This is a genomic window from Longicatena sp. 210702-DFI.1.196, assembly GCF_020563125.1.
Lineage (GTDB): Bacteria > Bacillota_I > Bacilli_A > Erysipelotrichales > Erysipelotrichaceae > Longicatena > Longicatena caecimuris.
Window position 1 is genome coordinate 1 of the sequence record NZ_JAJCPX010000141.1, and the last position, 246, is coordinate 246.

The following is a 246-nucleotide window of genomic DNA, read 5'->3' on the forward strand; positions in this document are numbered from 1 at the left end:
CTACGACCTTGTTCTCATAGCCTTCATTGCTTACCGGTGTCTTTTGGATATAGCCTGGTTTTACTATTTCCTGTACATTGTATATCGTTCCTGGTTCTATATCTAAGAACATAGCACTCTGATTCGCTTTCAAGGTGAAATGTCCATTCTCATCTGTTGTATAGGTTGCATCATCTACACGTTTTCCACTCACACTATCATACAGTACATACTTTGCATTGCTCCATGCCTTCTTCATATGATCCA

At 39.4% G+C, this 246-nt stretch carries 1 pseudogene; it reads right to left on the reverse strand.

The features are described from left to right. A pseudogene (locus LI241_RS15690) lies at positions 1 to 246 on the reverse strand (transthyretin-like family protein); the annotation flags it as partial.